Source organism: Martelella mediterranea, from assembly GCF_021021415.1.
GTDB classification, from domain to species: domain Bacteria; phylum Pseudomonadota; class Alphaproteobacteria; order Rhizobiales; family Rhizobiaceae; genus Martelella; species Martelella mediterranea_C.
In genome coordinates this window covers 144,859-168,843 of sequence record NZ_JAINWJ010000009.1, presented here as the reverse complement: position 1 = coordinate 168,843, position 23,985 = coordinate 144,859, and the positions used below count along the sequence as shown (strand labels likewise).

24 protein-coding genes are annotated in these 23,985 nt (G+C 63.9%); 14 read left to right on the top strand and 10 right to left on the bottom strand.

Annotation, left to right across the window (positions count from 1 at the left end; translation table 11 throughout):
• Positions 1 to 203: 203 nt before the first annotated feature.
• The 5 genes from ftsY to dapF all read right to left on the bottom strand — a co-directional run bounded on the left by ftsY (position 204) and on the right by dapF (position 5,089).
• Positions 204 to 1,649 carry a signal recognition particle-docking protein FtsY gene (ftsY, locus tag K7H91_RS07545; RefSeq protein ID WP_230719586.1) on the bottom strand — a complete coding sequence of 482 codons (1,446 nt, stop codon included), beginning with the start codon at positions 1,647 to 1,649 and terminating at the stop codon, positions 204 to 206.
• Between the two features lie 98 nt (positions 1,650 to 1,747).
• Positions 1,748 to 3,010, bottom strand: coding sequence for a tRNA (N(6)-L-threonylcarbamoyladenosine(37)-C(2))-methylthiotransferase MtaB (gene mtaB, locus K7H91_RS07540; protein ID WP_230719584.1), 1,263 nt, complete (start codon positions 3,008 to 3,010; stop codon positions 1,748 to 1,750).
• Positions 3,011 to 3,078: 68 nt separating this feature from the next.
• Positions 3,079 to 3,588 (bottom strand): hypothetical protein, encoded by a 510-nt coding sequence (locus K7H91_RS07535; protein WP_230719582.1) that lies wholly within the window; start codon positions 3,586 to 3,588, stop codon positions 3,079 to 3,081.
• 19 nt (positions 3,589 to 3,607) lie between these two features.
• The gene (locus K7H91_RS07530; RefSeq protein WP_230719581.1) at positions 3,608 to 4,156 is read right to left on the bottom strand and encodes a hypothetical protein; all 549 of its coding nucleotides are present in this window, start codon (positions 4,154 to 4,156) and stop codon (positions 3,608 to 3,610) included.
• Between the two features lie 57 nt (positions 4,157 to 4,213).
• Positions 4,214 to 5,089 (bottom strand): diaminopimelate epimerase, encoded by an 876-nt coding sequence (gene dapF, locus K7H91_RS07525; RefSeq protein ID WP_230719580.1) that lies wholly within the window; start codon positions 5,087 to 5,089, stop codon positions 4,214 to 4,216.
• A gap of 303 nt (positions 5,090 to 5,392) precedes the next feature.
• Here dapF and K7H91_RS07520 point away from each other — a divergent pair, with 303 nt between their 5' ends.
• Together K7H91_RS07520 and K7H91_RS07515 are read left to right on the top strand one after the other, a co-directional pair.
• On the top strand, positions 5,393 to 6,292 hold the full coding sequence (locus tag K7H91_RS07520; RefSeq protein WP_230719579.1) for a DMT family transporter: 900 nt from the start codon (positions 5,393 to 5,395) through the stop codon (positions 6,290 to 6,292).
• A 22-nt stretch (positions 6,293 to 6,314) separates the two neighbouring features.
• Positions 6,315 to 7,004, top strand: coding sequence for a DNA alkylation repair protein (locus K7H91_RS07515; RefSeq protein ID WP_230719578.1), 690 nt, complete (start codon positions 6,315 to 6,317; stop codon positions 7,002 to 7,004).
• A 2-nt stretch (positions 7,005 to 7,006) separates the two neighbouring features.
• Here K7H91_RS07515 and K7H91_RS07510 read toward each other — a convergent pair whose 3' ends face one another.
• Positions 7,007 to 8,029 carry an MBL fold metallo-hydrolase gene (locus tag K7H91_RS07510; RefSeq protein WP_230719577.1) on the bottom strand — a complete coding sequence of 341 codons (1,023 nt, stop codon included), beginning with the start codon at positions 8,027 to 8,029 and terminating at the stop codon, positions 7,007 to 7,009.
• 324 nt (positions 8,030 to 8,353) lie between these two features.
• Between K7H91_RS07510 and ffh the strand changes: the two genes are divergently transcribed.
• From ffh to K7H91_RS07450, 12 genes are all read left to right on the top strand, one after another.
• The gene (gene ffh / locus K7H91_RS07505; RefSeq protein WP_230719576.1) at positions 8,354 to 9,886 is read left to right on the top strand and encodes a signal recognition particle protein; all 1,533 of its coding nucleotides are present in this window, start codon (positions 8,354 to 8,356) and stop codon (positions 9,884 to 9,886) included.
• Positions 9,887 to 10,198: a chorismate mutase gene (locus K7H91_RS07500; RefSeq protein ID WP_230719575.1), complete on the top strand. Its 312-nt coding sequence runs from the start codon at positions 9,887 to 9,889 to the stop codon at positions 10,196 to 10,198.
• Between the two features lie 31 nt (positions 10,199 to 10,229).
• Positions 10,230 to 10,613: a 30S ribosomal protein S16 gene (gene rpsP, locus K7H91_RS07495; protein ID WP_018064430.1), complete on the top strand. Its 384-nt coding sequence runs from the start codon at positions 10,230 to 10,232 to the stop codon at positions 10,611 to 10,613.
• A gap of 314 nt (positions 10,614 to 10,927) precedes the next feature.
• Positions 10,928 to 11,494 (top strand): ribosome maturation factor RimM, encoded by a 567-nt coding sequence (gene rimM, locus K7H91_RS07490; RefSeq protein WP_230719574.1) that lies wholly within the window; start codon positions 10,928 to 10,930, stop codon positions 11,492 to 11,494.
• A 10-nt stretch (positions 11,495 to 11,504) separates the two neighbouring features.
• Complete coding sequence (gene trmD, locus K7H91_RS07485; protein WP_230719654.1) at positions 11,505 to 12,200, top strand: tRNA (guanosine(37)-N1)-methyltransferase TrmD; 696 nt, start codon at positions 11,505 to 11,507, stop codon at positions 12,198 to 12,200.
• Positions 12,187 to 12,717: a GNAT family N-acetyltransferase gene (locus K7H91_RS07480; protein ID WP_230719573.1), complete on the top strand. Its 531-nt coding sequence runs from the start codon at positions 12,187 to 12,189 to the stop codon at positions 12,715 to 12,717. The genes trmD and K7H91_RS07480 overlap by 14 nt, the downstream gene beginning before the upstream one ends.
• A gap of 178 nt (positions 12,718 to 12,895) precedes the next feature.
• Positions 12,896 to 13,363 carry a 50S ribosomal protein L19 gene (gene rplS, locus K7H91_RS07475; protein WP_018064434.1) on the top strand — a complete coding sequence of 156 codons (468 nt, stop codon included), beginning with the start codon at positions 12,896 to 12,898 and terminating at the stop codon, positions 13,361 to 13,363.
• A gap of 74 nt (positions 13,364 to 13,437) precedes the next feature.
• Positions 13,438 to 13,722, top strand: a complete 285-nt coding sequence (locus tag K7H91_RS07470) for a hypothetical protein (protein ID WP_230719572.1) — start codon at positions 13,438 to 13,440, stop codon at positions 13,720 to 13,722.
• Positions 13,723 to 13,830: 108 nt separating this feature from the next.
• Positions 13,831 to 14,631 carry a transporter substrate-binding domain-containing protein gene (locus tag K7H91_RS07465; protein WP_230719571.1) on the top strand — a complete coding sequence of 267 codons (801 nt, stop codon included), beginning with the start codon at positions 13,831 to 13,833 and terminating at the stop codon, positions 14,629 to 14,631.
• Between the two features lie 7 nt (positions 14,632 to 14,638).
• A complete protein-coding gene (locus K7H91_RS07460) occupies positions 14,639 to 15,493 on the top strand; it encodes an amino acid ABC transporter permease (protein ID WP_230719570.1) in 855 nt (284 codons plus the stop codon).
• Positions 15,494 to 15,762: 269 nt separating this feature from the next.
• Positions 15,763 to 17,172 carry a 3-isopropylmalate dehydratase large subunit gene (leuC, locus tag K7H91_RS07455; RefSeq protein ID WP_230719569.1) on the top strand — a complete coding sequence of 470 codons (1,410 nt, stop codon included), beginning with the start codon at positions 15,763 to 15,765 and terminating at the stop codon, positions 17,170 to 17,172.
• A 187-nt stretch (positions 17,173 to 17,359) separates the two neighbouring features.
• Positions 17,360 to 18,007, top strand: coding sequence for a pyridoxamine 5'-phosphate oxidase family protein (locus K7H91_RS07450; RefSeq protein ID WP_230719568.1), 648 nt, complete (start codon positions 17,360 to 17,362; stop codon positions 18,005 to 18,007).
• A gap of 35 nt (positions 18,008 to 18,042) precedes the next feature.
• Here the strand turns inward: K7H91_RS07450 and K7H91_RS07445 are convergent, their stop codons facing one another.
• The 4 genes from K7H91_RS07445 to K7H91_RS07430 are packed head-to-tail and all read right to left on the bottom strand — an operon-like array spanning position 18,043 to position 23,910.
• A complete protein-coding gene (locus tag K7H91_RS07445; protein ID WP_230719567.1) occupies positions 18,043 to 18,540 on the bottom strand; it encodes an AAA family ATPase in 498 nt (165 codons plus the stop codon).
• A gap of 59 nt (positions 18,541 to 18,599) precedes the next feature.
• Entirely contained in the window at positions 18,600 to 21,923 is a 3,324-nt protein-coding gene (locus K7H91_RS07440; protein WP_230719566.1) for an error-prone DNA polymerase, read from the bottom strand.
• Positions 21,924 to 21,932: 9 nt separating this feature from the next.
• Positions 21,933 to 23,402: a Y-family DNA polymerase gene (locus K7H91_RS07435; protein ID WP_230719565.1), complete on the bottom strand. Its 1,470-nt coding sequence runs from the start codon at positions 23,400 to 23,402 to the stop codon at positions 21,933 to 21,935.
• Positions 23,329 to 23,910 (bottom strand): ImuA family protein, encoded by a 582-nt coding sequence (locus K7H91_RS07430; RefSeq protein ID WP_230719564.1) that lies wholly within the window; start codon positions 23,908 to 23,910, stop codon positions 23,329 to 23,331. The genes K7H91_RS07435 and K7H91_RS07430 overlap by 74 nt, the downstream gene beginning before the upstream one ends.
• Positions 23,911 to 23,985: the final 75 nt, after the last annotated feature.

Below are 23,985 nucleotides of genomic sequence, written 5' to 3'. Positions count from 1 at the left end.
GTGAGGGCCACCCCGTATCGCGACAGACAATCTCTCCCCTTGAGGGAGAGATGCCCCGACAGGGGCAGAGAGGGGTGAACCCTCTCCGAGAGCACGGCGTTTGCGGCTTATGCCTATACCCCTCTCTGTCGCTTGCGCGACATCTCCCCCCTCAAGGGGGGAGATCGATGGGGGCTCTTCGGCTTGCGCTCAGACTACTGCGATCAATCCTGCTCTTCCACCTGCCGGCCGGCAATCGCCTCGGCGAATTCGGCGGCCTCGAAGGGCTCCAGATCGTCGATGCCTTCGCCGACGCCGATGAAATAGACCGGCAGTTTGTGCTTGGCGGCGATCGCCACCAGAATACCGCCGCGGGCGGTGCCGTCGAGCTTGGTCATGACGAGGCCGGAAACGCCGGCGATATTGCGGAAGATTTCCACCTGGTTCATGGCGTTCTGGCCGGTGGTGGCGTCGAGCGTCTGCAGCACGGTGTGCGGGGCGTCGGGATCGAGCTTGCCGAGCACGCGCACGATCTTGGCAAGCTCGTCCATCAGCTCGGCCTTGTTCTGCAGCCTTCCGGCAGTGTCGATGATCACGACATCGGAGCCGTTTTCCTGGCCGCGCTTGAAGGCGTCATAGGCAAGGCCCGCCGCATCCGCCCCAAGCTTTGTGCCGACGAATTCCGCGCCGGTGCGCTCCGACCAGATCTTGAGTTGCTCGATCGCGGCCGCGCGGAACGTGTCGCCCGCGCCGAGCGTCACCTTCAGGCCTGCGCGCGTCAGCTTGGCGGCGAGCTTGCCGATCGTGGTGGTCTTGCCGGTGCCGTTGACGCCGACCACGAGGATCACATGCGGCTTGTGGGACAGGTCGAGCTGCAGCGGTTTTGCGACCGGGGTCAGCACCTTGGTGATCTCGCCGGCCATGATGCGCACGACGTCATTGCCGCTGACATCCTTGCCGTAGCGTTCGGATGACAGCGTATCGGTGATCCGCATCGCGGTCTCGACGCCGAGATCGGCCTGGATCAAGAGGTCCTCCAGCTCCTCCAGCGCGTCCTCGTCGAGCTTGCGCTTGGTGAAAAGGGCCGCGATCTGGCCGGAAAGCTGCTGCGAGGTGCGGAACAGGCCGGCGCGCAGGCGCTGGAACCAACTCTGCCGCTTTGCCGGCTGTGGGGCCGCGGCCTCGGTCTTTCTGCCGGTGACGATCTCGAAGCCCTGATTGCGGATCGCGGGCTGTTCGGGCGCTTCCGCAGGCTTTTCCGGCTCGACAGGGCTGTCGGCCTTTGGCGCGTCGACAGTCTCGGCGGAGGCTGCTTCAGCCGGGGCGGTCTCCTCCGGGTCCTCGGTCGGAACGGGTGGCGGTTCCGGCTCGGCCTCATGCGTCTCGGCGGCGGGCAAAGTCTCGGCTTCGTCCTCCGCCTCTTCCTGCGGCTTGCTGCCCGGGCCGACCACGCCGCCGACAATGCTGTCATCGTCCCAGGGATCGGCGCTCTTCGCCTCGGCGAGCGTTTCCGTCGCAGCGGGCGTTTCTTCGGCAGGAGCGGCCTCGGCGTCTTCGCCGGCGGCAACCGCTTCCGCTTCGCTCGGCGCGATTGCGTCTTCCTGCTTGCTCTCCTCGGCGGTCTGTTTCCTGCCGAAGGTGAAGACGTTTTTCATGAAGCCAAGGGCCATGGGAATATTTTCCTGTTTGTTTCAAGCCGGCGCGCCCGATTTCCCCCTATATCCGTGCTGCGGCGGAGGCTTGTCAACGCGTGGCGGTCAAAACCCTATCAGCCGGGATTGAAATCTGCCGTCAGCCGCCTGCCGTTATGGCCGGTGATGCGGGCGGTCACGAACCTTCCGGGTTCAAGGCCGGGGGTCGCGACCGGCGCGAAATTTTCGGTATGGCCGTTCTCGCCGCGTTCGGTGAGCACGGTTTCCCTTTTGCCGATCATGTCGGCGAGGTGCCGCGCCTTCAGCCGCGCGCCGGTTTCGCGCAGAAGCCGCGCCCTCTCCTTCACCAGCGCCCGGTCGAGCTGCGGCATGCGGGCGGCCGGCGTGCCGGGGCGGGGGCTGTAGGGGAAGACGTGAAGCTGGGCGATATCGGCTTCCTCGGCAAAGCGCACGAGGTTTTCGAAATGCGCCTCGGTTTCGGTCGGAAAGCCGGCGATGAAATCCGCGCCGAAGGCGATGCCCGGGCGCAGTTCCCGCGCCTTTGCGATAAAGGCCAGCGCGTCCGCCGACAGATGCCGCCGCTTCATCCGCTTCAGAATCAGGTCGTCGCCGTGCTGGAGCGAGAGATGCAGATGCGGCATGAAGCGCGGCTCGTCGGCCAGAAGATCGAGCAAATGCCGGTTCACCTCGATACTGTCGATCGACGAAAGCCTGAGGCGGGTAATCTCCGGCACCTGTTTCAAGAGCGTCTTCGCCAGCAGGCCCAGCGTCGGCCCGCCGGGCAGGTCCGCGCCATAGGAGGTGGCGTCGACCCCGGTCAGCACCACTTCGCGATAGCCCTGTTCGGCAAGCGTGCGGGCCTGGTCGATCACCGCGCCCATCGGCACGGAGCGTGAATTGCCGCGGCCATAGGGGATGATGCAGAAGGTGCAGCGGTGGTCGCAGCCGTTCTGCACCTGGAGGAAGGCGCGCACATGGCCGTCAATGCTTTCGACCATCTGCGGCGCGGTATCCGTCACGCTCATGATGTCGTTGACGATCAGCTTCTCTTCCGCCGAAACGCCGAAATCGGGCAGGTCGCGATAGTGGCGCGCCTCGAGCTTTTCGGCATTGCCGAGCACCGCATCAACCTCCGGCATGCCGGCGAAGGTTTCCTTCTCGGTCTGCGCGGCGCAGCCGGTGACGACGATGCGGGCGGACGGGTTTTCCCGCCGCGCCCGGCGGATCGCCTGCCGCGCCTGGCGCACGGCCTCGCCGGTCACCGCGCAGGTATTCACCAGGATCGCATCCTCAAGCCCGGCCTCGGTCGCAGCCTTGAGCATGACTTCGCTCTCATAGGTGTTCAGCCTGCAGCCGAATGTCAGGGTACGGACGGTCATTTCTCTCGGATTCCGGTTTGCCCGCTATATGGCGCAAACTGGCTCGGATTGAAAGGTCAGAGCTTGTCTCACCAGCCCATTGTCACGATGAGATAGGCAAGTGCCCTGAAAATTCCCGGGACGGCGAGGATGAAACCGATGGCGCCGAAAAAGGGAGCTACGAAGTTGAGAGCGAAAATGCTCCAGAACAGACGCCTGCGGTCACCAAAGCTGCGGGCGCAACGGATATTCAGCGACTGGACGATCAGGAAGCAGAAAAGCAGGATCTCGAGCGGGTAAAAGTTGATCATGAAGTATGCCGCCGGCCGGTCATACATGTCTTGGTAGCTGATGGCGCCGCTGTTGATGGCGGGATAATAAGAGTTGAGTATGGCGGATTGAACCCAGATGCCGATACGGCTGATAAAAAGGGCATAGACCGCCGGGCCCAGAAAATTGATCCAGAAGAAGGCCTTGAGGGCCGGATCAGGCAGCCTTGCGATGTGTAGTGCCCGGTCGGGCAGCAAGCGGCGACCTTCCGCGCCGTCTTGCCAACGGACTTTCAGATAATGCCAGAGTTTTTCGGAAGGGCTTGCCACGTCGGTTCAGGCCTCTTTCTCAGGTATAGACCGAGCGGGTCAGGATGAACAGCAGAACGCCCTGAAAAGACAACGTGCCCATGCGGGCAAACTCGACGACCTGCCCCAGGACCGCCGGCAGCGAGGGCAGCAGGAACAGACACGGGATCACGCCGGGGATCGGTAGGATCAGGCTGAGGAAATTGAGCCAGAAGATGGTCAGGAAAAGCCGTTTGCGCGTCCTGAAACGTCTGGCTGCACGCAGGTTCAGATATTGTATCCCGGCAAAGGCCAGAAGCCTCAACGCCCCGATGAGCGCGCTTTCCCAGATGTGTGCGGGTATGCCGCCGCCCGGCGCGGCGATGAAGCTGTGAGCCAGCAGGATGATTTCGGAAAGGTTGCGCGAAACGAGATAAAAATAGGCGACCGGGAGAACGAAATTGATCCAGAAGAACGCGTTGAGATCATCCGGCGGGTCAAGGTAGAAACGGCGCGCGGGCGTTATTACACGGTTGCGCCACCACTCGGCATCGCCTTCGTTGCCGCCTTTGTCCTGCCGGGATGTCTCGTCGGTGCCCGTCATTTTCAACCGAATGTCGTTTTCGATCAGGGTACAGGACTCAGGGTTGCGTGTAAACGATGCGGTTTACCGCTCCCACTCGCCCGTCGCCGGGTCGACGCGGCCTGTCCATTCGCGGGTCGCCGGCCCCGTCATGATGACGTGGTCGTCGTCCTCGCGCCAGTCGATCTCGAGCGCGCCGGCGGGCACGTAGACCGAGACCTTGCGGCCGGTGCGGCCGGTGCGCGCGGCGGTGACGGCGGCGGCGCAGGCGGCGGAGCCGCAGGCAAGCGTCAGGCCGGCGCCGCGTTCGAAGGTCTTCAGCGACAGCGAGGACGGCGAGGTCACCTGCGCCAGCGAGATATTGGCGCGCTCGGGAAACATCGGATGATGCTCGTAGCGCGGGCCGAAGGCGAGGAGATCGTAGCTGTCGACATCGCGCGGCACGAAGAACACGGCATGCGGATTGCCCATGGAGGCCGCGGAAAAGCGCTGCAGTGCCGGATCGGGCTCGAAGGGCTCGGAGAGGGCGATATGCTTGGTGTCGCCGGGCGAGCCGGCGAGAGGAATCTTTTCCCATGCGAATTCCGGCGGTCCCATATCCACCGAAATCCGCCCGTCCTCGAACCGGTCGGCGACGAGCGCGCCTGCAATCGTGCGAAAATCGAAATGGCTGCGCCCGTCAGCGGAAAACAGATAGTCGACGACGCAGCGCGTTCCGTTGCCGCAGGCCTGGGCCATCGATCCGTCGGAGTTCAGGATGTCGATCCAGCCGTCGGGCGCATCCCCGCGCGGATCGTAAAGCGCCATGATCTGGTCGAAGGCGGTGTCGGGATGGGCGTTGAGGCGGATGGCGGCCTGCGGGGTGACCTTGTCGGTCCGCCCGCGCATGTCGATCACCAGGATCTTGTTGCCAAGCCCGTTCATGCGCATCAGCGGCGCCCAGTGTTCGCGGTGGTTCATGCCCGGCACTCCTGTCAGTTCCGCGGTCTTATATGGGCATATCGGCGCGTCGTCACCAGTCTTGCCGATGAAGACCGGAAAAATCCGCAGACGGAACCGCATAGGCCGTCAGCGGCCTTTGCCAAAGGGACGTTTCATGATTAGGTTTGGCGATAACTTGCTGCGTTCCGCCGCTATTGCGGGCCGCGCCGCCTTCGAAAGTCCACTCACCATGCCCATTCGCCCTTCCGGTTCGACGAACCCGCCAGTCCCGGCGCGCAACGCCTGCGCATACATGCCCGGGCGCAGCGCCGGAATGCCGGCATGAAAGTCTCGGGCATTCTGCTGGCCTTCGCGGCGGTCACGATCTTTTCCGCGCAGGATGCGATCACGCGCCATCTCGGCCCGCTTTATTCGCCGTTCTTCATCGCCATGGTGCGGTTCTGGGCGTTTGCGGGTTTCGTCGTGGTGCTGGCGGCGCGCCGGCCGGGCGGCTTTGCCGCCGCGATCCGGACTGAGCATCTCGGTCTCCAGATCATGCGGAGCCTGCTGCTCGTCGCCCAGATCCTGATCGCGATCTTCTCCTTCGCGATCGTCGGTCTGGCGCAGAGCCAGGCGATCTTCATGGCGGCCCCGCTGGTCGTGGCGCTGCTGTCCGTGCCGATCCTGGGCGAAAGGGTCGGCTGGCGGCGCTGGCTGGCGATCATCAGCGGGCTTGTGGGGGTGCTGATCATCATCGATCCGCTGGGCGAGCGGTTTTCGCTGGCAACGCTGATCCCGGTGTCAAGCTGCTGTGTCTTTGCGCTCTACTCGCTGCTGACGCGGCTCGCCGGCCGCTATGACAGCGCCGATGTCAGCCTGTTCTATACCGGCGTCGTCGGCATGGTCGTGACCAGCCTGATCGGGCCGTTCTTCTGGGAAGAGATGCTGCCGGTGGACTGGTTCTGGCTGACGGCGCTCTGCTTTACCGGGATTGCCGGTCACTACTGTCTCATCCGCGCGCTTGCGATCACCGAGGCGGTCACGGTGCAGTCATTCATCTATCTGCAGCTTGTCTACGGCCTGCTTTTCGGGGTGCTCCTGTTCAACGAGACGCTGACGATGCATATGCTGGTCGGGGCAGCGATCGTGGTCGGCGCCGGTTTCTTCACCATCTGGCGCGAACACGCGCTGAAGAAACGCGAGATCGCCGCGTCCACGGGCGCCTCGCTGGCGGGCCGGTGAAATCGGAATCGGAGGTTTAGAGATGCTGTCACGCAATTCCTCGGCGGATGCCGTCCTGGCCGCACTTGAGGCGAACGCCGACCCGGCGCTGATTGCGGGCATGGACCGCGTCGGCATCAGGACCGAACACGCCATCGGGCTTTCCAATCCGGCACTGCGGCAGATCGCCCGCGAGATCGGCGTCGATCACGCACGGGCCCTCGCGCTGTGGCAAAGCCCGGTGCGCGAGGCGAAGCTGCTGGCGCTGCTGACCTTCGATCCCGACAGCCTGGCGCCCGATGAGATGTTCGCGCTCGCCGGTGATTTCACGTCCTGGGAAATGGTCGACATGGCGGCCGATCTGTTCGTGGAGGCCGGGCTCAATCCGGCGTTGATCGCGCGGTTTGCCGCCGACGACCGGGAATTCGTGCGCCGCACGGCCTTCGCCATGATCGCGGGCGCAGCCGTTCACTGCAAGAGCGAGCCGGACGAAACCTTCATCGCCTTGCTGCCGCTGATCGAGGTCCATGCCGGTGACGACCGCAACTTCGTGAAGAAGGCCGTGAACTGGGCGCTGCGCAATATCGGCATGCGGAACAGGGCCTGCCACCAACCCGCCCTTGCGCTTGCCGAGAAGCTGGCGGAATCGGATGACAGAACTCGACGCTGGGTCGGCCGCGACGCGGTGAAATATCTGAGCGACCCGAAACGGCTGGCGCGGCTAAGAGCGTGACGTCAGGGCGTCTCCGGCACGTCGAAGGCCTCGCCCGGCTCAAGCGGGCGGAACCGGTCTTCGGCAATGCCTGCATCCGATAGCGCCGATTTCAGCAGTTCGACGGGGGCGTCCCGCCCCTCGTCGGTCAGCTGAAACGTGCCGAAATGGTGGCCGCAGGCGTAAGCCGCGTTGCAGAGCTCGTAGCCACTGACCGCTTCGATGGGGTCCTGATGCTCGTTCTTCATGAAGTAGCGCGGCTCATAGGCGCCGATCGGCAGGTTGGCGAGCCGGAAGCCGCCATATTTCTTCGCCGCCGCCTCGTAATTGCGGCCCTCGTGAAAGCCGGTGTCGCCGATATGGTAGATCAGCCCGGCCGGCGTCTCGATCACGAAGGCGGCCCAGAGCGCCATGCGCCGGTCGGCAACTCCGCGCGCCGACCAGTGGTGGCAGGGCTCGGCAAAGACCCTGAGGCCGCCCGGCAGCGGCGCCTGCGCGCCCCAGTCGAGCACGGTGACATCGGCCTCGCGCACCTTGGAGCGGATGATCGTGTCATTGCCAAGCGGCGTGATGATGCGCGGCGTGTGGCCCTCGTGCAGCCGGGCGAGCGTCGGCAGGCTCAGGTGGTCGTAGTGGTTGTGGGTGACGAGCACGACGTCGATCGGCGGCAGGTTCTCGAAGGGAATGCCGGGGGCGCAGACCCGTTTGGGACCCGCCGCCTCGAACGGGCTTGCCCGCTCGGTATAGATCGGATCGGTGAGGATATTGATGCCGGCGACCTGGATCAGCAGCGTGGCATGACCGACCATGGTCACGCGCATACCGTCTCCGTTAACCCGTTCATCCGGCTTCGCAGGCGTGAAGGCGCATTCTACCGTTTTCGGCCAGAGTGACTTCTTGTTGTAGATCTGCCATTTGATGACTTCGCGAATGCCGGGCGGGTTCATGCCGTCGGGGTTGAAAAACAGGGTTCCGTCGAAATGATCGCTTTTGGGGCCGGTGTAGTAGCGGTTCTTTGACTGCAAAACGGTTCTGACCGGAATCATCTAGCGCTTGACCTTCCTTCGCCGGGCGTAGCCGGGCGCGTTGCCGATAGCTTTATATGCTGCCGGAGCCGGGAAAGTTCCATGGGCCATTTGCCGGGCAGGCTTGACTTTGCCGCAATCTTCCTGTTTATCCGCCCTCAATCAGCTGACAGCGAGACGCTCAGCAACCGACCGGGGCCCGCAAAGGTATAAAGAGAGCCCGGAGGTCAACATCCGACAGCGCGATGCGCCCTCGGATGGATTTTTGCTTTGCGTCTTGTATTTGCCGGCTGCTGTGCCAACGTTTCGACCTGACGACAAGCCGAAACGAAAAGGGAATGGGCCATGTTTGAAAACCTCCAGGACCGCCTTGGATCCGTCCTCAAGGGACTGACCGGACGCGGCGCGCTTTCGGAAGCCGATGTATCGGCGGCCTTGCGCGAGGTTCGGCGCGCCCTGCTTGAGGCCGATGTCGCGCTCGAAGTGGTGCGTGATTTCACCGCCAGGGTGAAGGAAAAGGCCGTTGGCGCGGATGTCCTGAAATCGATCAAGCCCGGCCAGATGGTCGTCAAGATCGTGCATGACGAACTGGTCGAGATGCTGGGCGCGGAAGGCGTCACCATCGATCTCAACGCGCCGTCGCCGGTCGTGATCATGATGGTCGGCCTGCAGGGCTCGGGCAAGACCACGACCACTGGCAAGATCGCCGCAAGACTGACCAATCGCGACCGCAAACGCGTGCTGATGGCCTCGCTCGATACCCGCCGGCCCGCGGCGCAGGAGCAGTTGAAGCAGATCGGCGAGCAGACCAAGGTCGACACGCTGCCGATTATCGCGAGCCAGGACCCGGTAGCGATCGCCAAGCGCGCGGTGCAGGCGGCGAAGCTCGGCGGCCATGACGTCGTGATCCTCGATACCGCCGGCCGCACTCATATCGACGAGCCGCTGATGGTCGAGATGGCGGAGATCCGCAAGGTCTCGAACCCGCATGAAATCCTGCTGGTCGCCGACTCACTCACCGGTCAGGACGCCGTCAATCTGGCGCGCAATTTCGACAGCCGCGTCGGCATCACCGGCCTGGTGCTGACCCGCATGGACGGCGACGGCCGCGGTGGTGCCGCGCTTTCGATGCGCGCGGTCACCGGCAAGCCGATCAAGCTGATCGGTACTGGCGAGAAGATGGATGCGCTCGAGGAATTCCATCCCAAGCGCATCGCCGACCGCATTCTCGGCATGGGCGATATCGTCTCGCTGGTGGAAAAGGCCTCCGAGACGATCGATGCCGACAAGGCCCGCGCCATGGCCGAGAAGATGGCCAAGGGCAAGTTCGACCTCAACGATATGGCCGAACAGCTCAAGCAGATGCAGAACATGGGCGGCATGGGCGGCATAATGGGGCTTATGCCCGGCATGGGCGGCATGAAGGACAAGCTGGCCGCGGCCGGCATGGACGACAGCGTGTTCAAGCGCCAGCTCGCGATCATCTCGTCGATGACCAAATATGAACGCGCCCATCCCGACGTCTTGAAGAATTCGCGCAAGAAGCGCATTGCCGCCGGCTCCGGCACGTCTGCCGCCGACATTAACAAGCTTCTGAAAATGCACCGCCAGATGGCCGACATGATGAAGGCCATGGGCGGCAAGGGCAAGGGCAAGATGAAGCAGATGATGAGCATGCTCGGCGGCGGCGGTGGCATGCCGGGCGGCCTTTCGGGCGGAATGGGCGGCATGCCCGACCTTTCCAAGCTCGATGCCAATCAGCTTGCCGAATTGCAGAAGCAGGCCGGTAGTCTCGGCGGTCCAGGCGGGGGCGGTCTGCCGGGTCTTGGCGGCCCGAAGCTTCCCGGCCTCGGCGGTTTCGGCAAGGGGAAAAAATAAATGAACGACACTGAAATCCGCCAGCAGCTTACGCAATACCGGCAATCGATCGACAATCTCGATGCCGCGCTGGTGCATATTCTGGCTGAACGGTTCCGCTGCACCAAGGCGGTGGGGCACCTGAAGGCCGAGCATGACCTTCCGCCGGCCGACCCGGCGCGGGAGGAACAGCAGATTTCGAGGCTTCGGGCTCTGGCGAAAAGCGCCGACCTCGATCCCGACTTTGCCGAGACATTCCTGAACTTCATCATCAAGGAAGTCATCCGGCACCATGAGCAGATCGCCGCCGAACACAGCGGCATCGAACAGTAAGGCCAAACAGGCCACCTAAGGAGAAAAGAAAATGGCAATCAAGATTCGTCTCGCCCGCGGCGGCTCCAAGAAGCGTCCGTACTACCACATCGTCGCCGCCGACGAGCGCTCCCCGCGCGATGGCCGCTTCATCGAGAAGCTCGGCCACTGGAACCCGATGCTGCCGAAGGATTCGGAAGAGCGCGTCACCTTCGATGAAGAGCGCGTGAAGTACTGGCTCGGCACCGGCGCGCAGCCGACCGACCGCGTGCTGCGCTTCCTCGCCGAAGCCGGCATTGTCGAGCGCAAGGCCCGCAACAACCCGAACAAGGCAAAGCCCGGCAAGAAGGCCGAAGAGCGCGCCGCCGAGAAGAAGCAGAAGGCCGAAGAAGCCGCCGCTGCCGCTGCCGAAGCGACCGCCGAAGCTTCGGAGTAAGCGCGGCAGGGTCGTCGGCGAGCGTCGCGGTTATGCCCCAATCAATCTCTCCCCTTGAGGGAGAGATGCCCCGACAGGGGCAGAGAGGGGTGAAACCTCTCCGAGAGCACGGCGCTTGTGACCTGTACCCGATACCCCTCTCTGTCGCTTTCGCGACATCTCCCCCTCAAGGGGGGAGATTGTAGAAGGCAGGGCTAGTGGACCGCGGCGACGCACAGGCAATCTGGTGCGTTTCAACAAGTAAGGCCGGGCGCTCGCGTCCGGCCCTTTTCCTTTGGCCCGAAACGGCATAGATAAAATTTCGAGGTGGGACCATGGTGAAGCTGAAAGACCCGGTATTGATGGCGAGCATTGGCGCGGCGCAAGGGCTGCGCGGCGATGTGCGGGTGCGCTGCTTCAGCGCCAATCCGCTTTCCGTCGGCGATTACGGTCATCTTCACGCCGAAGACGGCCGCAGCTTCGAAATCCTCGAAATCCGGCCGGGCAAGAACAACATGGTGGTGATCCGCTTTCGTGGGGTCAATGACCGCACCGCCGCCGAGGCGCTTCGCGGGCTCGACCTCTACATCGAGCGCGAAAACCTGCCCGATGACGAGCTCGACGACGACGAGTATTTCTACGCCGATCTCGAAGGCCTCGACGTCTTCGACGACGCCGGCAATAGTTACGGCGCGGTCAGCGCGGTGTTCGATTTCGGCGCCGGCGATCTCTTGGAGCTGAAAGGCCCCGGCCGCCGCCCGGTGCTGATCCCGTTCAACGAGAACGCGGTGCTGGAGGTGGATTTCGAGGACGGGCGCATCCTGATCGATCCGGTGGCCGCCGGCCTGATCGATGAAAACGACGACGACGGCCCCGATTTCCCCGGCGCCGGCGGCGCGTGAAGGCCGCGCCATGAGCTTCAAGGCAACAGTGCTGACGCTGTACCCGGAGATGTTTCCGGGCCATCTGGGCTTCTCGCTCGCGAGCAAGGCTGCCGAGCGCGGCGACTGGTCGCTCGATGCCGTCAATATCCGCGATTTTGCCGGGGACAGACACAGAAGCGTCGACGATACGCCGGCCGGCGGCGGCGCGGGCATGGTGCTGCGCGCCGATATCCTGGCCAAGGCGATCGACGTCGTTTCCGGCGATGACGCCCGGCCCCGGCTGCTGATGAGCCCGCGCGGACGGCCGCTGACGCAAAAGAGGGTGCGTGAACTGGCGGAAGGCCCGGGCGTCGTCATCGTCTGCGGCCGCTTCGAGGGCGTCGATCAGCGGGTGATCGACGGTCGCGATCTCGAGGAAGTCTCGATCGGCGATTATATCCTGTCGGGCGGCGAGCCGGCGGCGCTGACTCTGCTCGACGCGGTCGTCCGGGTTCTGCCGGGCGTCATGGGCAACGCCGAATCGGGCACCCACGAAAGCTTCGAGGCCGGCCTGCTGGAACATCCGCATTATACCCGCCCGGCCGAATGGGAAGGGCAGGGCATTCCCGATGTCCTGACCTCCGGCAATCACGCCGCGATCGATCACTGGCGGCATGAAAAGGCTCTGGACCTGACACGCAGCCGCCGTCCCGACCTGTTGGAGGACACGGATGACGAAGCCTGAACCGGTGCGGCTTGTTCCGTTTACCGTGGAGCATTTCGAAACGCTTGCGGGCTGGTTTCCAGACGCCCGCGCGCTTGCCCAATGGGGCGGTACGCGGCTTACCTTTCCGCTCGATGCGGCACAGATGCGCGCGATGCTCGCGCTTTCCTCAGGCGAGCGGCCTGACTGGCTCTATTTTGCGGCGAAACAGGGTGATGCGGTGGTCGGACACTGCGAAATTCTGTTTGATTATCTTGATGGCATCGCCCGGCTCTGCCGCATCGCGATTGCGCCCGATTGCCGGGGCAGGGGGCTTGCGCGGCCGATGCTGACCTGTCTTGTGGACGAGGCGTTGAAGGACGCTTCGATCGAGCGGGTCGAACTGAATGTCTATGATTTCAACGAAACGGCGATCCGCGCCTATCAGGCATTCGGGTTCCGCATGGAAGGGATTCGCCGCTCTTCGGCGCGGTTTTTGAACGAGCGCTGGGACACATGCATGATGAGCCTGCTGCGCTCGGAATGGGAAAGCCGCTGAAAAGGGGTGACAGGTCTCGAAAAATCGTCTATAGGCCCGCCCTGACCGGTGTTTCCGGTTACCCAAATGAAGAACCGCGTAACGCTCCGGCCCTTATCGGCCAATCCGGCGGCTTTGACCAAAGGATGATTGTCGGGCGCTCTGGCTGTTGAAGCAAGACTGACAAGAGGTAAGACCGATGAACATCATCGAGCAGCTCGAAGCTGAAGAAACCGCGCGCATCAACGAACTGCGCGAACTGCCCCCGTTCGAAGCCGGCGACACCGTGCGCGTCAATGTGCGCGTTACGGAAGGCACCCGCACCCGCGTGCAGGCCTTCGAAGGCGTCTGCATCGCCCGTTCCGGCGGCGGCATCCACGAGAACTTCACGGTTCGCAAGATTTCCTACGGCGAAGGCGTTGAGCGCGTATTCCCGGTTTACTCCCCGCAGGTTGAAGGCGTTGAAGTCGTCCGCCGCGGTAAGGTCCGTCGCGCCAAGCTCTACTACCTGCGCGACCGTCGCGGCAAGTCGGCCCGTATCGCGGAAAACACCTCAGTGCGTTCGCGCCGCCTGAACGATGAGGCCCGCGAAATCGCGGCCGCTGCCCGCGCCGCCGCCAAAGCCGAGAAGGAAGCCGCTGCCGCCGAAAAGGCGAACGAAGCATAAGCTTTCTCTCAGGTGCATGTTTTTGAAAGAGCCGCCTCCGGGCGGCTCTTTTGCGTTTCAGGGTTGCGGCGGCTTTGTTTGACAAGAAAAAGTCGAAATCGCTTCCTATCTACAACGTCCTTGAAACGAAAAGCCGATTGCCGCCGAAAGACGACCGGCGAAACGGAGCAGAGATGTTCATGAGACGCGCCAAAGTGGCTGGCGCAGCCCCGACGTTGGGCACCATCGCCACCCCCGTCCTCCACGCCAGAATGCTCACGCGTGACGTGTTCGAGTTTCTGTGCGACGATGACGATCCGGACCCGGCCAGTTATCGCCCCGCCGAAGAGACGCCGAAACAAGGCCGGCTTGCACACTGATATCGCCTGACGGTCTGCCGAAGGAGCGGTTTGGCGCGGTTGCGCCCTTGCGCTTTCCTGCCGGGTTGTGACACCTTGCGGCAATCATCTGCTGCAAGGAGTTATAGCATGCTGTCGAGACGCGCCCTTTGCGCCGCGGTTCTGGTTTCGCTGGGCGCGTTTGCAAGCCCGGTCTTCGCCGCCGAACTGCCCGACCTTGGCGGACGGACCGTGACCGTCGTTTCCGAAAACACCTATCCGCCGCTGCAATTCATCGATCCCAAGACCGGCGAGGCGATCGGCTGGGAATATGACGCGGTCGCCGAGATCGCCGAACGCCTCAATCTCGACATCGAATACACCACGACAAGCTGGGACGCGATGATCCAGGCGATCCATGACGGCCAGTACGACATGGCCATGAACGGCATCACCATTCGCGACGACCGCAAGGAAATGGTCGATTTTTCCGAGCCCTACATGCATTCCGAAATGCTGATGCTGGCGCGCGGCGATGAGGACCGCTTCGACGATGCGGAAAGCTTCGCGGCCTTCGAGGACGGCCTGATCGGCTCCCAGCCCGGCACCACGCCGTTCTACACCGCGGTCTATGAAGTGCTGGACGGCGACGAGCAGAACCCGCGCATCAAGCTCTACGAGACCATCGGGGCGGCGATCCAGGCGTTGAGGATCGGCGATGTCGATCTGGCGCTGACCGACAGCACGGCGGCGAACGGCTATGTCAAGGTTTCGAACGGCGCGCTGAAGCTGATCGGCGCGCCGCTCGGCGCCGAGGATTTCGGCTTCATCTTCCCGCCCGGTTCGGATCTCGTGGCGCCGTTCAATGCCGCGATCTCCGATATGGCGGCCGACGGCACGCTTGATGCGCTGAACCAGAAATGGTTCGTCGATTACGCCATGGGTCAGTAGGCGGGCCATGAGCTTCCAGAAACTGCCCGCCGGCAATGCGGGCGAGCGGCCATGGTGGCTCTACGCCTTCCTGGCGCTCGCAGGTGCTGCGGGCATTGCGATTGCCGTCAACGGGCTCTATGCCGAGGTCTTCGCCATCGTCGCCAAGGGCATCGGCGTCACCGTGTTCGTGACGCTGGTCGCCTTCGCGCTGGCAACGGTCATCGGCATGGTGATCGCGCTGATGGGACTTTCAGGCCATGTGGCGCTGCGCCAGTCCGCGCGTTTCTATGTCGAGATCATTCGCGGCATACCGATCCTGGTGCTGCTGTTCTACGTCGCCTTCGTCGGCGCGCCGGCCATGGTCGCGCTCGCCAATCTGGTGCTGACGCCGCTGATCGATTCCGGCGTGATGGATAAAATCGTGGTGCGGGATTTCTCGCTGATGTGGCGGGCGATCATCGCGCTCACCATTGGTTACGCAGCCTTCATCGCGGAAATATTCCGGGCCGGCATCCAGGCGGTGGACGAGGGCCAGATCGAGGCCGCGCAGGCGCTGGGCCTGACGCGGTTTCAGCGGTTCCGGCTGATCGTGTTTCCGCAGGCGATCCGCACCATCTTCCCGCCACTCTCCAACGACTTCGTATCGATGGTGAAGGATTCCTCGCTGGTGTCCGTGCTCGGCGTCGCCGATATCACCCAGATGGGCAAGGTCTATGCGGCAAGCTCGTTCCGCTTCTTCGAGACCTATTCGATCGTCGCCTACATCTACCTGCTGCTGACGATCGGCCTGTCGCTGATCCTGCGCGGGATCGAGCGCCGGATGCGGCAGAAGGCCAGGCTTGCGCGCGATGCCTCCCCGGGCGTTTTCCCGCCAGCGTGACGGGGTCGGGCCGGTTTTGAGCCGCGCCGGAAGTGATTGCCGTCCCCGCGGAAAGCTGTTAATAACCCGGTCCATGAGGACCATAGACCATCGCAATCAGGCCGTATCGCCGCGGCCCTTCGTTCTGCAGGACAGGAAGCGCCTGCCGGGACGGTTCTTTGCGATGATTTCCGGCGCGCTCAACGCCCGACTTAGCTGATCGCCTTCAGCGTCACAGTCGGCTTCCCGCCGTATTTTTCCTTTTATCTCGACATATGGGTCATGAAACCATGAGCAAAGCGCGCACACTTTACGACAAGATCTGGGACGATCATCTGGTCGACAGCCAGGATGACGGCACCTGTCTCATCTACATCGATCGCCACCTGGTGCATGAAGTCACCAGTCCGCAGGCGTTCGAAGGGCTGCGTCTGGCGGGCCGCAAGGTCCACGCGCCGGTCAAGACGCTTGCCGTCGTCGACCACAACGTCCCGACCACGCCGGACCGCGTCAACGGCATCAAGAACGAGGAAAGCCGCATCCAGGTGGCCGCCCTCGCGCAGAACGCGCTCGATTTCGGCGTTGAATATTACTCCGAAAAGGACAAGCGCCAGGGCATCGTCCACATCGTCGGCCCCGAACAGGGCTTTACGCTCCCGGGCATGACGATCGTGTGCGGCGACAGCCACACCTCCACGCATGGCGCCTTCGGCGCACTGGCGCATGGCATTGGCACGTCGGAGGTCGAGCATGTGCTCGCCACACAGACGCTGATCCAGTCCAAGGCCAAGAACATGCTGGTGCGCGTCGATGGCAAGGCGCCGGAAGGCGTCACCGCCAAGGATATCATCCTGGCGATCATCGGCGAGATCGGCACCGCCGGCGGCACCGGCCACGTGATCGAGTTCGCCGGCGAGGCGATCCGCGACCTGTCCATGGAAGGCCGCATGACGGTCTGCAACATGACGATCGAGGGCGGCGCCCGCGCCGGCCTGATCGCGCCGGACGAAAAGACCTTCGAATATATCAAGGGCCGGCCGCGCGCGCCGCAGGGCGAGGCCTGGGACCGGGCGGTTGAATACTGGAAGTCGCTGACGACGGACGAGGGCGCGGAATATGATCGCGTGGTAGTGCTCGATGCCGCCAACCTGCCGCCGATCGTCTCCTGGGGCTCGTCGCCGGAAGATGTCATCGCGGTCACCGGCGAAGTGCCGAACCCGGACGATATTCCGGATGAGAACAAGCGCACCTCCAAGTGGCGGGCGCTGAAATATATGGGGCTCACGCCCGGCACCAAGATGACCGACGTCGCCGTCGATCGCGTCTTCATCGGCTCCTGCACCAATGGCCGGATCGAGGATCTGCGCGCTGCCGCCGCCGTCGCCAAGGGCCGCAAGGTGGCGAGCACCGTCAACGCCATGATCGTGCCGGGCTCCGGGCTCGTCAAGGAACAGGCGGAAGCTGAGGGCCTCGACAAGATCTTCCTCGAGGCCGGTTTTGAGTGGCGCGAGCCGGGCTGTTCCATGTGTCTGGCGATGAATGATGACCGGCTGAAGCCCGAGGAGCGCTGCGCCTCGACCTCGAACCGCAATTTCGAGGGCCGCCAGGGCTACAAGGGCCGCACCCATCTGGTGTCCCCCGCCATGGCCGCCGCCGCCGCCATCGAGGGCCATTTCGTGGATATCCGCGACTGGAAGTAACTGACCCAAAAGGTCCATCCTTCACGACAGATTGAGCAGGGGGCGGAGCGATCCGCCCCTGTTTGTGTATAAACCCGTGGGTGACGACAGGATCGCCTGTCCTTACCGTTGGGGCGCCGGCGCCGCCCTCTTGTCAAGGCGATTTTCGCGAGGCATTCATGTCTCGAACCGAACGGAGGACGAGGTTATGGCGGGCGAATTGAAACCGGAATTCCTGATAGCGGACGAGCAGGAACTGCGATCCCTGTTTCCGGCAACGCATGACCTGGCGGCGAAGAAGTCCCAGCCACGCCTTGACGGGCATGCGATCGATTTCATTGCGCGCTCGCCGTTTCTCTGTATCGGCACCCAGGCGGCCGATGGCCGGGCGGATGTCAGCCCGCGCGGCGATCCGCGCGGGTTCGTGAAGGTGCTGGATGACAAGACGCTGCTGATTCCCGACCGGCCCGGCAATAACCGGCTCGATACCCAGTCGAACATCCTCGCCAATCCTTCGGTCGGCCTGATCTTCATGGTGCCGGGTTTCGATGACACGCTGCGGGTGAACGGCCGGGCCGTGATCACCCGCGATCCCGACCTGCTCGCGCTGCTTGCGATGAAGGACCGCCTGCCGCTGACCGCGATCGCCGTCCATGTCGAGGAGGTTTTCCTGCACTGCGCCAAGGCCTTCCGCCGTTCGAGACTCTGGGACCCGGAAAGCCGCCAGGACCGCAGCGAAATGCCGTCACTGGTGAAGATCATCCTCGACCAGATCGACGCCGCGCCGGAGGATCCGGAAGAGATGAAGACGTTGGATGAGGGGCTTGAGGAGAGCTATCGGAAGTCGATGTATTGAGGCGTCGTGTCCGGGCCCGCTTCCGGTCGGATGCCTCAAAGCTTTGATATGATTTGCGAAACGGCCTGTTCGACGCTGCTTCCGGCGGTGTCGATGCGGATATCGGCGATGGACCAGGCGGCGTAGTCGCGCGCGATCACGTCCTGCCATGTGGGCTTCTTCCAGCCGGGGATATCGATCGGGCGCTCTTCGACGCGCAGACGGTGCATGGCGGGATCGGAACAGATGATCTCGACCCCCAGAAAGCGGGCATCGGCCCGCGCGGCAGCCTCCGCGAACATCTCTCTCGTAAGCGCCCAGGGGTTCACGCAATCGGTGATCACGGTATGGCCGAGGGCGAGATTGGAGGTCGCGAGCGCGGCGAGAATCTCATAACTCTCCGATCCGATATCCCGGTCGGAGTCATGCGCCAGCATGATGGTCTCGATTTCATCGACGCGGAGATAGACCGCGCCTGTCTTGACCGAAAGCGCCCTGGCGATGGTGCTCTTGCCCGCGCCGGGCAGGCCCGCGAAAGCGATAAGGGTTTTCAAGTTTTTCGTCCTCTCATGGCTGCGCCGGGGTATTTCATGCCCTGGTATCGGATGAAAACTCAATGAAAATCCCGGCTCGGGAACAACCGTTTCGCCTGCTCCCGCGGGTGGTGGGCCCGGGGCTGGAGTTTCGGGCGGCGCGGCGTGTCGTCGGCCTTTGGATCGGTGATGCCGATGGCGTCGTCCATCGGGTGGCCGAGTTCGGAGAGGCGCCAGGAGCAGTCCTCGATGGTTTCGGCGATCACATGCACGACGACGCCCTCGCGCTGCAGCTTTCCGGTGACCTTCAGCAGCCGGCCGCCCATCACCGTGCGGCGGAAGCGTTCATAGACCTTTTTCCACACGACGACGTTGGAGACGCCGGTTTCGTCTTCCAGCGTCAGGAAGATGACGCCGGAGGCCGTGCCGGGGCGCTGGCGGGTGATGACCAGGCCTGAGACGCTGACGCGCCGCAGCGGCGTTGTCGCCAGCGCCGAATGCAGCGTCAGGCCGGGCATTTTCGGGCGTAAGAGTTCCATCGGGTGGGCGCGCAGGCTCATGCGGGTGGCGACATAATCCTCCACCACCTGCTCGCCGAGATTCATCGTCGGCAGGATGACATCCGGTTCGTTGATGTGCTCGCCATCGATGGGATCATTGAAGAGCGGCAGCGGTTTTGGCGCGCGGATTGCCTTGACGCGCCACAGCGCATCGCGGCGCGACAGGCCGGCATCCGCAAAGGCATCGGCCTCGGCAAGACGCTCCAGCACCGCCGGCATCAGGCCGGCGCGCAGCCACACGTCTTCCAGCGTCTGGTAGCCGTTGCCGCGCGCGTTCTCCAGCCATGTCGCGTCCTCCTGCTTCAGCCCCTTGATCTGGCGGAAGCCGAGCCGCAGGGCATAGGCGCCATCGGCGCGGCGCTCCAGCGTGCAGTCCCAGGCGCTGTGATTGACCGAGATGGGGCGGACTTCCACCTGATGCTCGCGGGCATCGCGGACGATCTGGGCCGGGGCGTAGAAGCCCATCGGCTGCGAATTCAGCAGCGCGCAGGCGAAGGCCGCCGGATAATGGCATTTCAGCCAGGCCGAGACATAGGTGAGCATGGCAAAGGCCGCCGCATGGCTTTCGGGAAAGCCGTAATCGGCAAACCCCTTGATCTGGGCAAAGCAGCGCTGGGCGAAATCGAGTTCGTAGCCGTTTTTCAGCATACCGTTGACGAACTGCGTCTCGAATTCACCGATCGTGCCCATCTGGCGGAAGCTTGCCAGTGAGCGGCGCAGCCGGTCGGCATCTTCCGGCGAAAAGCCGGCGGCGACCACGGCGATCAGCATCGCCTGCTCCTGAAACAGCGGCACGCCCTTGGTCTTTTCAAGCACCCCGCGCAGTTCCTCCTTCGGGTAGGTGACCTTTTCGTGCCCCAACCGCCTTCGGATATAGGGCTGCACCATGCCGCCCTGGATCGGGCCCGGTCGCACGATCGCCACTTCGATGACGAGATCGTAGAAGGTTGCCGGTTTCATGCGGGGCAAAAAATTCATCTGCGCCCGGCTTTCCACCTGGAAGACGCCGATGGCATCGGCCTTTTGCAGCATGTCATAGGTCGCTTCATCCTCCTGCGGCACGTCGGCGATGGCGAGCGGGCGGTTGTAATGGCGCGCGGTCAACTCGAAGCACTTTTTCAGGCAGGTCAGCATGCCGAGGCTCAACACATCGACCTTGAGGATATTGAGCGCGTCGATATCGTCCTTGTCCCATTCGATCACGGTGCGGTCTTCCATTGCCGCGTTTTCGATGGGGCAGAGCTCGTCCAGCCGATCCTCGGTAATGACGAAGCCGCCGACATGCTGCGACAGGTGCCGGGGAAAGCCGATGATCTCGCCGATCAGGCGCACGGTCTGGGTCAGCCTGCGGTCGGTAAGATCAAGACCGACCTCCTTCAGCCGTTCGGGCTCGGCGCCCTTGCTGGAAATGCCCCAGATCTGGCCGGAAAGCGCGGCGGTGACATCGTTCGACAGGCCCATCACCTTGCCGACCTCGCGGATCGCCGCGCGCGAGCGGAAATGGATGACGGTGGCGCAGAGCCCGGCATGGTCCCGGCCATATTTGTCGTAGATGTGCTGGATCACCTCCTCGCGCCGCTCATGCTCGAAATCCACGTCGATATCCGGCGGCTCGCCGCGATGGCGGGAGACGAAGCGCTCGAACACCATGCCGATCATGTCGGGCCTGACATCGGTGATGCCGAGCGCATAGCAGAGGATGGAATTGGCCGCCGAGCCGCGCCCCTGACACAGAATGCCCTTGCTGCGCGCATAGGCGATGATGTCGTGGACGGTGAGGAAATAGGCGGCGTAGCCGAGTTCGCCGACCAGCGCCAGTTCCTTTTCCGCAAGCTCCCGGTTGCGCGCTGGAATGCCTTCGGGATTGCGCCGCTTCAGCCCTTCCCAGGTCAGCCGTGCAAGCCGGGCCTGCGGCGCTTCACCATGGGCGACTTCGGCCGGATAGTTGAAGGAAAGCTCGGTGAGATCGAAGGTGAGGCGGGCGGCGATTTCCAGCGTGCGGCGGATGGCGGCGGGGTGGTCGCGGAAGATATGCGCCATCTCGTCCGCCGGTTTCAGTCGCCGCTCGGCATTTGGCAGCGCAAGGTGGCCGATAGCGTCGATGGTGATGTGGTGGCGCATGCAGGTCAGTACGTCGGCAAGCTGGCGGCGGCTGGCGTGATGCATCAGCACGTCGCCGACGGCGACCATTGGCGCGCCGGTCTTGTGCGAAAGGGCGGTGAGGGCGGCAAACCAGGCGGCATCGGAACCGTCATAACGCGGGGCAGCACCCGTGAACACGTAGCCGGGAAAGCGGCGGTGCGCCTGGGTGATATGGTCTGTCGCCTCCGCCTTCTTCTCCAGTCCTTGGGGGAGCGCGATCAGGATGGAGCCATCGGCCCATTCCAGCATGTCGCGCAGATAAAGCAGGCATTCGCCCTTTTGCGCGCGGCGCTTGCCGAGGCTCAGGAGCCGCACCAGCTTCTGGTAGGCTGGCTTGTCCTTCGGCAGCGCCACGAAATCGACCGGGCTGTCGGCCAGCACCAGCCGGCAGCCGACGATCAGGCGCGGCAGGCGGCGGATTGGCGGCAGGGCTATGGACTTGGCATCGCCGGCCGGCTGGCGCGACGAGGGATCGATATGGGTTGAAAGCCGGATCGACTGCTCCTCGGCCTGTTTTTCGATCTTGCGCCTGATCTCCTTCAGCGCCCGGAAGGCGCGGACCACGCCGGCGAGCGAGTTGCGGTCGGTGATGGCGATCGCGGCGAGGTCCAGCTCGGCGGCGCGGATCACCATCTCCTCCGGATGCGAGGCGCCGGTGAGGAAGGTGAAATTGGTGGTGACGCATAACTCGGCATAATCCATGGCCGGGCCTCAGGCGAACAGGCCATGGACGAACCAGCCGGGGGCCTGCGGGGTGTGGAACATCCACAGCCTGAGCCCCTGCCGGGTTTCCACCCGCCAGTAATCGCGAAGCCCCGTGCGCCAGGCCTCGTCCGGCCGCCACCATTCCGGCGCGATCCGCTCCGGCCCGGTGCTTGAAGCCGTCTCGAACCGCATGCGCCGCCAGGAAAACCGCGAGGGCGGGCGGCGGGCGGCATCGCTCGTCACCGGCTCGGGGGCGAACATGCGCAAGGGGCGTGGATGGTCCATGCGCCATTCGGCATCCACCCGGCCATAGGCGGCGGGGTTTTCGGTAAAGCCGCGCTCGGGAATATGGCTCGCCACCGGCTGGAAGCGGACGATGTTGTCGAGCCCGATGCGCGCGCCGAGCCGTGTGACGAGATCGTCCAGCGCCTCGCCCTCTATGAGTCCGCCTTCGCCGATCTGCTCGGCGGGCAGGCTTTCCACGCCGCGCGCCTCCAGCCGGATCCGCTCGATGCCGAAACCGGCGTCGATCTCGCCCACGGGGCGCTCGAACAGCCGCAGAATGCGCGGCGCATCGCGGATCGGGCGGGCGAGGCGGAGGGTGACATTCTGTCGGGTCTGGTCGACGCGCTCCACCGAAAGCATGATGGCCCGCGCGCCTGCTTCCCGGCTCTTCAGCCGCAGGCAGAGCGTGTCCAGCAGGCGGGCAAGGGCGGCCATCACGTCATCCACAAGGCCGATCGGTTCGGGAAAACTCATCCGCACGCCATAATGCGGTGGTTCGGAAAGCGGCGAAACGGCCTCGCCGCGTGTGCCGAGCGCCTGTTCGAGCCGCTCGATCAGCGCCATGTCGAAGCGGCGGGCGAGCGTGGCGCGGGGCAGGGCCATCATGTCGGCAATGGTGTTGAGGCCGAGGCGCTTCAGGGCGGTTGCGGTCTTGTCGTCGATGCGGAGTGCTGCGACCGAAAGCGGGCCAAGCGCGGCCGATGTCTTGCCTTCCGGGGCAATGCCGGGGGCGAAATGGGCCAGTGCCCAGGCCGCCCCCCGCGTATCGGCGATGCCGATCTTCGCGGAAAGCCGGGCGCGCGACAGCCGCTCCTTCATGTCTTCAAGCATCGCCGCCTCGCCGCCGAAAAGGTGGGATGCGCCGGTGATGTCGAGCACCAGCCCGTCCTCGCCGTCGAGCCCGGCATGGGGCGTGTAGCGCGTCGCCCAGCGGGCGAGCATGGTGAGGAAGCGCCGGTCCGCGTCTATATCGGCGGGGCGGGTGACGAGGTCCGGCACATAGGCGCGGGCATCGGCCAGCCCCATGCCGCGCTCCAGCCCCTGGCCCTCGGCCTCACGGTTGAGGTCGTAAAGCCGGTCGTGATTGCCCTCGCTCAGCGTGACGGCGAACGGGCCATCAACCGGGCGGGCCCTGAGAACCCGCTCGCTCGGCAGTCTCTGAAACCATATGGATACGACGCGCCGTTTCATCCCAACGCACTGCCCAACTGTTATTTGTTCCTGTTTTGTTCTTTATAATCGACCACTCCTGCAGAGTCGAGTCGGAAGCGGAAAATAGCGGCCTGCAGAGCCAGCGCGTGGTCGCCGCCTGATTGCCGGCGCCTTCGGGATGCAGCGAAAGCCCGATGCTGCGGCCGCTTTCGGCGGCAAGCTGCAGCCGGCGTCCCGGGGTGAGCTCGATCGGCTTGTCCACCTCCATAACCACGAGGCCGACAGCGCCCGAACGCAGACCCTCTTCGGCGGCGGCAAGCGTTTCCGTCTGGTCCGCAGTGCGCGCCAGGATGATGTCGCGCGGATCGAAAAACGCCGAAAACGCCACCGGATTGATCTCCTCGGCAAACCATGCCGGCTTGATCCACAGCACCGCGCCGCCGGTCATCCCGGCAAGGGCTGCCGCAAAGAAAGGGGCGCCGGGGCCGGAAGCATCATGCACCCGGCCGCGCTGGAGCGGAAATATGGTCGAAAACTCATCCTGCATGGGACGATGATATAGCGGATCGGATGAGAATGAAAAGGGAACAAATCTGTGAGGATGGGCGATGCTGAAATACGG